Source organism: Streptomyces sp. T39, from assembly GCF_008042045.1.
GTDB lineage: Bacteria > Actinomycetota > Actinomycetes > Streptomycetales > Streptomycetaceae > Streptomyces.
The window spans coordinates 451728-458278 of record NZ_RDBP01000012.1; the positions used below are offsets into that span (position 1 = coordinate 451728).

Genomic DNA, 6551 nt, shown 5'->3' on the forward strand with positions numbered 1-6551 from the left:
CGGCGGGTGTCACGGCTGGACGGGCATGGACCAGCAGTTGGAGAGGGCCGGCTTGCCCTCCAGGCGGTCGGTGATCCAGGAGATCGCCGCGCCCTGGTCGGTGAGGAGCGGGGTGAGGTGGTTGGTCAGCAGCTTGTCGCCGAGGTTGGGCAGGACGACGGCCTCGTAGCTGACCTTGCCGCCCTTGCGGCACCAGTCGACGGCGAGTTGGCGGGCCTGGTCGTGCGGGACGATGTCGTCCTGGGTGCCGGTGGCCAGGCGGACCGGGCCCGTCGGCTTGAGGGTGCCGATGCGCTGCTTCGCCAGCACGGCCTGGAGACGCGGCTCGGAGGCGATGATCTCGGCGAGGGACCGCCCGTCGGCCGTCCACCGGGTGCTCTTGGCGAAGCCGAAGCCGAAGATCGCGTCGCCGACGCACATGGTCGACGCGTCGGCCAGCGCCTTCTTGCCCGCCGCGTTGGTGTGGGCGTCGACGATCGGCTTCAGTTCCGGGTCGGACTGCGCGAATCCGTTGATGGACCAGGCGAGGGCGCCGGCCAGGGCACTGCCGTCGATGCCCTTCATGGTGGAGATCAGATCGGCCGGCGGGGCGCCCGCGTAGGTGCCCACCACGGGCACGTCCGGGGCGTAGGTCGACTGGAGTTCGGCGGCCGACGCGCTGGCGCCGCCGCCCTGGCTGTAGCCGTAGAGACCGACGCGGGAGGCGGCCGTGACGGAGGCGCCCGGGACGCTCCGCGCGGCGCGGGCCGCGTCGAGCAGGGCGTGCCCCTCGTCGACCCGGTTGACGTAGGTGTGGACCCGGCCGGGGGTGCCGAGTCCGGTGTAGTCGGTGACCACGACCGCCGCGCCGGTGGCGAGGATGCGGTAGACCGCGAGGTTCTCGTAGCCGACCGAGATCGAGTCGGCGCCGATCGACAGCGGGTTCTCCAGGGCCTTGGAGGGCGCGCACTGGTCGCCCTGGCCCATCGTGCCGGAGGCGAGCGCCACCAGCGGGCGCGGACCCGTGCCCTGCCAGGCGGCCGACGGTTCGATGTAGGCGCCGGTGACGGCGACGGGCGCGCCGCCCGCGTCGGTCGACTTGTACATCAGCCTGGTGACGGTGCCCGGCAGCGTCCTGCCGTCCAGGCCCGGCAGGCTGAGGCCGAGCTTCAGCGGCTCGGTGCGGATCAGGGCGCCGTTGCCGGCGGGCAGTTGGGCCGGTGGCGTGTAGAAGTCGGGGGCGGTGGCGTCCGCCCGGACGGTGGGGGCGGTGCCGTCGGCGGCGGACGCCGGTACCGCGACGACCGCGGTCGCCAGGCAGGCCGCGCCGGCGACGGCGACGGCGGCCAGGTGGGCGCGACTGCGTGACGGGGTCCGGCCGTGGGGGGCGGCCGACGTGGAACGCGAACGGGTGGTGGTGCGGCTCACAGCTCACTCCTCGCTCTCTGCTCCGATGCAGGTGAGCGCAAGCTAGCACCGCTAGTTACCCCAGGTAACCCGTCAGTAAGTTACGCAAGGGTAACTATTGCGTGATCAACGACCGGAGTCGGGCCGAGCGCGACACCCGCACACGGACCGCGGCTTCGGCTCGGCTTCGGCTGCGACGACGGCTTCGGCTGCGACTGCGAGTGCGGCTGCGACTGAAGCGGCATCCCCGCGGCCCTCGATCACGCAGTCGCGTCGGCCCGAGGCCGCCGACAGCGCGTGGGGGGATCGCGGCGGGCGCCTGCGGGATCCGTTCGGCAGCAGATGGCGAGCGCCCCTCGGCGACCGGCCCGCTGAACCCCCTGCGGGGTGACGCCGGCCGACCCCGGCGTCACCCCACGACTCGAACGGCCCGCGCCGCATGCGCACCCTCGGCGCGGGCCGGAAGGGAGGGAACCGTCACCACGGGTGCCCCGGACGCCCCACGCGCACGGCGCCCCGGCCGGTGACGGCGGCCCTCCCCCGCACGGCGTCCGGGACGCGCCGCACGCGCGCCCCGGCACCGTGATTCCGGTGCTCAGAAGACCTCCGACACGAAGCGCCGCGCGGTCTCCTCCAGCACCTCCACTCCGTCCCGGGCCCAGAGCCCGTCGTTGAACAGCTCCACCTCGATGAAGCCCGTCCAGCCGGTCGCCTCGACACGCTCGCGCCAGGCGCGCATGTCGACGGCTCCGTCGCCGATCTGGCCCCGGCCGTTCAGGACGCCCTCCGGGAGGGGGGTCGTCCAGTCGGCCAGCTGGAAGGAGTGGATACGGTCCGTGGCCCCCGCACGGGCAACGGCCGCGGGAGCATGGTCGTCCCACCAGATGTGGTAGGTGTCGACGACCACGCCGACCTGGGAGGCGGGGAACGGTGCGGCCAGTTCCAGCGCCTGATCGAGCGTCGAGACCACGCAGCGGTCCGACGCGAACATGGGATGCAGCGGCTCGATCGCCAGCCGTACCCCCCGCTCGCCCGCGTACGGCGCGAGCTCGGCGAGCGCCTCCGCGATGCGGGCACGGGCGGCGACGAGGTCGCGGCTGCCCTGCGGCAGGCCGCCGGAGACCAGCACCAGCGTGTCCGTGCCGAGCGCCGCCGCCTCGTCGATCGCCGCACGGTTGTCGGCCAGCGCGCGCACGCGCCCCTCGTCGTCGGCCGCGGTGAGGAAGCCGCCGCGGCACAGGGACGAGACCGCGATTCCGGCGTCGCGGACCAGCTTCGCCGCCGCTTCCAGGCCGTAGGCGGCCACCGGTTCGCGCCACAGGCCCACCGCCGGGATCCCGAGGCGCACGCAGTGGTCGACGAGCGCGGGCAGGCCGAGCTGCTTCACGGTCATCTGGTTGATGCTGAAGCGGGAGAGGGCGTCGCTCACTGCGGGACTCCGTGGACGGTCAGCAGGGACTTCATACGGGTCTCGGCGAGCACCGGGTCCGGGAACAGGCCCAGCCGGTCGGCGAGTTCGTACGCGCGCGCCAGGTGCGGAAGCGACCGCGCGGACTGGAGGCCGCCCACCATGGTGAAGTGGGACTGGTGCCCGGCGAGCCAGGCGAGGAACACCACCCCGGTCTTGTAGAAGCGGGTCGGCGCCTGGAACAGATGCCGGGAGAGCTCGACCGTGGGGTCGAGGAGCTTGCGGAAGCCGGGCGCGTCACCGGTGTCGAGGACGCGCACCGCCTCGGCCGCCAGCGGGCCCAGCGGGTCGAAGATGCCGAGCAGTGCGTGGCTGAAGCCCACCTCGTCGCCCGCGATGAGCTCCGGGTAGTTGAAGTCGTCGCCCGTGTAGCAGCGCACGCCCTGCGGCAGCCGTCGGCGCAACTCGACCTCCCGGCGGGCGTCCAGCAGCGAGACCTTGATGCCGTCGACCTTGTCGGGGTGGGCGGCGATCACGTCGAGGAAGACGGAGGTCGCCGCGTCCAGGTCGGACGAGCCCCAGTAGCCCTCGAGCGCCGGGTCGAACATCGGGCCGAGCCAGTGCAGGATCACCGGCTCGGACGCCTGGCGGAGCAGGTGGGAGTAGAGCTCCAGGTAGTCGTCCGGCGACGTGGCGGCGGCGGCGAGGGTGCGGGAGGCCATCAGGATCGCCTGCGCACCGGTGGACTCGACGAGCGCGAGCTGCTCCTCGTACGCGGCCCGAACCGCGTCCGGCGTGGCGGGGCCGGTCAGCTGGTCGGTACCGACGCCGCAGGCGATCGCGCCGCCCACCGCCTTCGCCTCCGCGGCCGAGCGGCGGATCAGCTCCGCCGCGCCCGCCCAGTCGAGGCCCATGCCGCGCTGCGCGGTGTCCATCGCCTCGGCGACCCCGAGCCCGTGCGACCACAGGTGACGGCGGAAGGCGAGGGTGGCGTCCCAGTCGACGGCCGCGGCCGAGTCGGGGGTGGTGTCGGCGTACGGGTCCGCCACCACATGGGCGGCGGAGAAGACCGTACGGGAGGTGAGCGGCACACCGGCGGTGAAGCTCAGCGGCTCGGCGCGGGGCTCGTACGCGCGGACACCGCCGTCCGGGTTCGGGAGAAGGATCGTCACAGCGACAGCTCCGGCACGTCCAGGCGGCGGCCCTCGGCGTGGCTGCGCAGACCGAGTTCGGCGAGCTGGACGCCGCGGGCGCCGGCGAGCAGGTCCCAGTGGTAGGGCTCGTCGAGCGCGATGTGGCGCAGGAACAGCTCCCACTGCGCCTTGAAGCCGTTGTCGAACTCGGCGTTGTCCGGCACCTGCTGCCACTGGTCACGGAAGGACTCGGTGACGGGCAGGTCGGGGTTCCACACCGGCTTCGGGGTCGCGGAGCGGTGCTGGACGCGGCAGTTGCGCAGCCCGGCGACGGCGGAGCCGTGGGTGCCGTCGACCTGGAACTCGACCAGCTCGTCCCGGTTGACGCGCACCGACCAGGAGGAGTTGATCTGGGCGACCGCGCCGCCCTCCAGCTGGAAGATGCCGTACGCGGAGTCGTCGGCGGTCGCGTCGTAGGGCTTGCCCTGCTCGTCCCAGCGGCGCGGCACATGCGTGGTGACGTGCGCGTTGACCGAGGTCACCCGGCCGAACAGCTCGTGGAGCACGTACTCCCAGTGCGGGAACATGTCGACGACGATGCCCCCGCCGTCCTCGGAACGGTAGTTCCAGCTGGGGCGCTGCGCCTCCTGCCAGTCCCCCTCGAAGACCCAGTAGCCGAACTCGCCGCGTACCGAGAGGATCTCGCCGAAGAAGCCGCCGTCGATCAGGCGCTTGAGCTTCAGCAGCCCCGGCAGGAAGAGCTTGTCCTGGACGACGCCGTGCTTGATGCCGGTGGACGTGGCGAGGCGGGCCAGGTCCAGGGCGCCCGCGAGGTCGGTGGCGGTCGGCTTCTCGGTGTAGATGTGCTTGCCGGCGGCGACCGCCTTCTTGAGCGCCTCCTCGCGCGCGGAGGTGACCTGGGCGTCGAAGTAGATGTCGATGCTGTCGTCGGCGAGCACGGCGTCGAGGTCGGTGGCGATCTCGGTGAGCCCGTGGCGCTCGGCGATCTCCCGCAGGGCGTGCTCGCGGCGGCCCACGAGGACGGGCTCGGGCCACAGGACCTCGCCGCCGCCGAGGGCGAGACCGCCCTGCTCCCGGATGGCGAGGATGGAACGCACCAGGTGCTGGCGGTAGCCCATCCGCCCTGTGACGCCGTTCATGGCGATCCGCACGGTCCTGCGTGTCACGAGGTGCCTCCATCTTTCGTCTCGGTTCACCCGAGTTCTCTCGATACGAGCGTAGCAAGCGCTTTCTACGCGGTATGAAGCTAGCCTGCCGACAGCGGCTCCGACAAGGGGGGCGCTCATCACACACGGAGGAAAGCGATGACAGTCACCCTGGCGGATGTGGCGGCCCGCGCACGGGTGTCCCCGGCGACCGTCTCCCGTGTGCTGAACGGCAACTACCCGGTGGCCGCCTCGACCCGGGAGCGGGTGCTGCGCGCCGTCGACGAGCTCGACTACGTCCTGAACGGCCCGGCCAGCTCACTCGCCGCGGCCACCTCCGACCTGGTCGGCATCCTGGTGAACGACATCGCCGACCCGTTCTTCGGGATCATGGCCGGCGCCGCGCAGACCGAGATCGGCGGCCAGGAGGGCACCGGGCGCGCCGGCGGCGAGAAGCTGGCCGTGGTCTGCAACACCGGCGGGTCGCCCGAGCGCGAACTCACCTATCTGACCCTGCTCCAGCGGCAGCGCGCCGCCGCCGTGGTGCTCACCGGCGGCGCGATCGAGGACCCCGCCCACATCGCCGCGATGAGCGCCAAGCTGACCAGGCTCGCGGACGCGGGCACCCGGGTCGTCCTGTGCGGGCGGCCCCCGCTGCCGGGCTCCGACGCGATCGTCGCCGCGCTCGCCTTCGACAACCGCGGCGGCGGACGGCGGCTGACCGAGCACCTGATCGCGCTGGGCCACCGCCGCATCGGCTATGTCGCGGGGCCCGTGGAGCGCACCACGACCCGGCACCGGCTGGAGGGCCACCGGGCCGCCGTGGCGGCCGCCGGCCTCGTGGACGAGAAGGACGTCGCCGAGCAGGAGCGCCTCACCGTGCACGGCTCGTACGACCGACGCTCCGGCTACGACGCCACACTCGAACTGCTGCGCAGGGAGCCGTCGCTGACCGCGGTGGTGGCGGCGAACGACACGGTGGCGCTGGGCGCCTGCGCCGCCCTGCGCGACCAGGGGCTGCGCATTCCCGAGGACATCTCGGTGGCGGGCTTCGACGACCTGCCGTTCTCGATCGACGTGGTGCCCTCGCTGACGACGGTACGGCTCCCGCTGTTCGAGGCGGGCGCGCGGGCGGGGCGGCTGGCGATGGGCAACGAGACCCCTCCCCCGGGCGGCATCGCGACGATCCCGGCGGAGCTGATGGTGCGGGGGTCGACGGCACCGCCGCGCGCGTGACGCGGCCGGCGGTCCGCCGGGGGCGCCGGGCACCGGCGGCCGGGTACCGATGGCCGGGGGCGCCGGGTACGGGCGGCCGGGCGCGGGCGGCCGGGCGCGGGCAGTGGGCGAGGGACAGCCGGGTACGGGGCGGCGCGCTGCCGCTGGAGCAGGGTCAGATAGGTGAGTTCGCGCTCGGGCGACCCGCCGGTGTTGCAGACCACGGCCAGCTTCTCGCCGCCG

General features: G+C 73.3%; 5 protein-coding genes. 1 reads left to right on the forward strand and 4 read right to left on the reverse strand.

Annotated elements, in window-relative coordinates:
* Positions 1 to 9: 9 nt before the first annotated feature.
* From EAO77_RS02880 to EAO77_RS02895, 4 genes are all read right to left on the reverse strand, one after another.
* Entirely contained in the window at positions 10 to 1407 is a 1398-nt protein-coding gene (locus tag EAO77_RS02880) for a lipase family protein (RefSeq protein WP_147986561.1), read from the reverse strand.
* A gap of 574 nt (positions 1408 to 1981) precedes the next feature.
* Positions 1982 to 2779 (reverse strand): sugar phosphate isomerase/epimerase family protein, encoded by a 798-nt coding sequence (locus EAO77_RS02885; RefSeq protein WP_410088511.1) that lies wholly within the window; start codon positions 2777 to 2779, stop codon positions 1982 to 1984.
* 32 nt (positions 2780 to 2811) lie between these two features.
* Positions 2812 to 3966, reverse strand: a complete 1155-nt coding sequence (locus tag EAO77_RS02890) for a dihydrodipicolinate synthase family protein (RefSeq protein WP_147986563.1) — start codon at positions 3964 to 3966, stop codon at positions 2812 to 2814.
* Positions 3963 to 5114 (reverse strand): Gfo/Idh/MocA family protein, encoded by a 1152-nt coding sequence (locus EAO77_RS02895; protein WP_147986564.1) that lies wholly within the window; start codon positions 5112 to 5114, stop codon positions 3963 to 3965. The genes EAO77_RS02890 and EAO77_RS02895 overlap by 4 nt, the downstream gene beginning before the upstream one ends.
* A gap of 138 nt (positions 5115 to 5252) precedes the next feature.
* Here EAO77_RS02895 and EAO77_RS02900 point away from each other — a divergent pair, with 138 nt between their 5' ends.
* On the forward strand, positions 5253 to 6329 hold the full coding sequence (locus EAO77_RS02900; protein ID WP_147986565.1) for a LacI family DNA-binding transcriptional regulator: 1077 nt from the start codon (positions 5253 to 5255) through the stop codon (positions 6327 to 6329).
* Positions 6330 to 6551 lie beyond the last annotated feature (222 nt).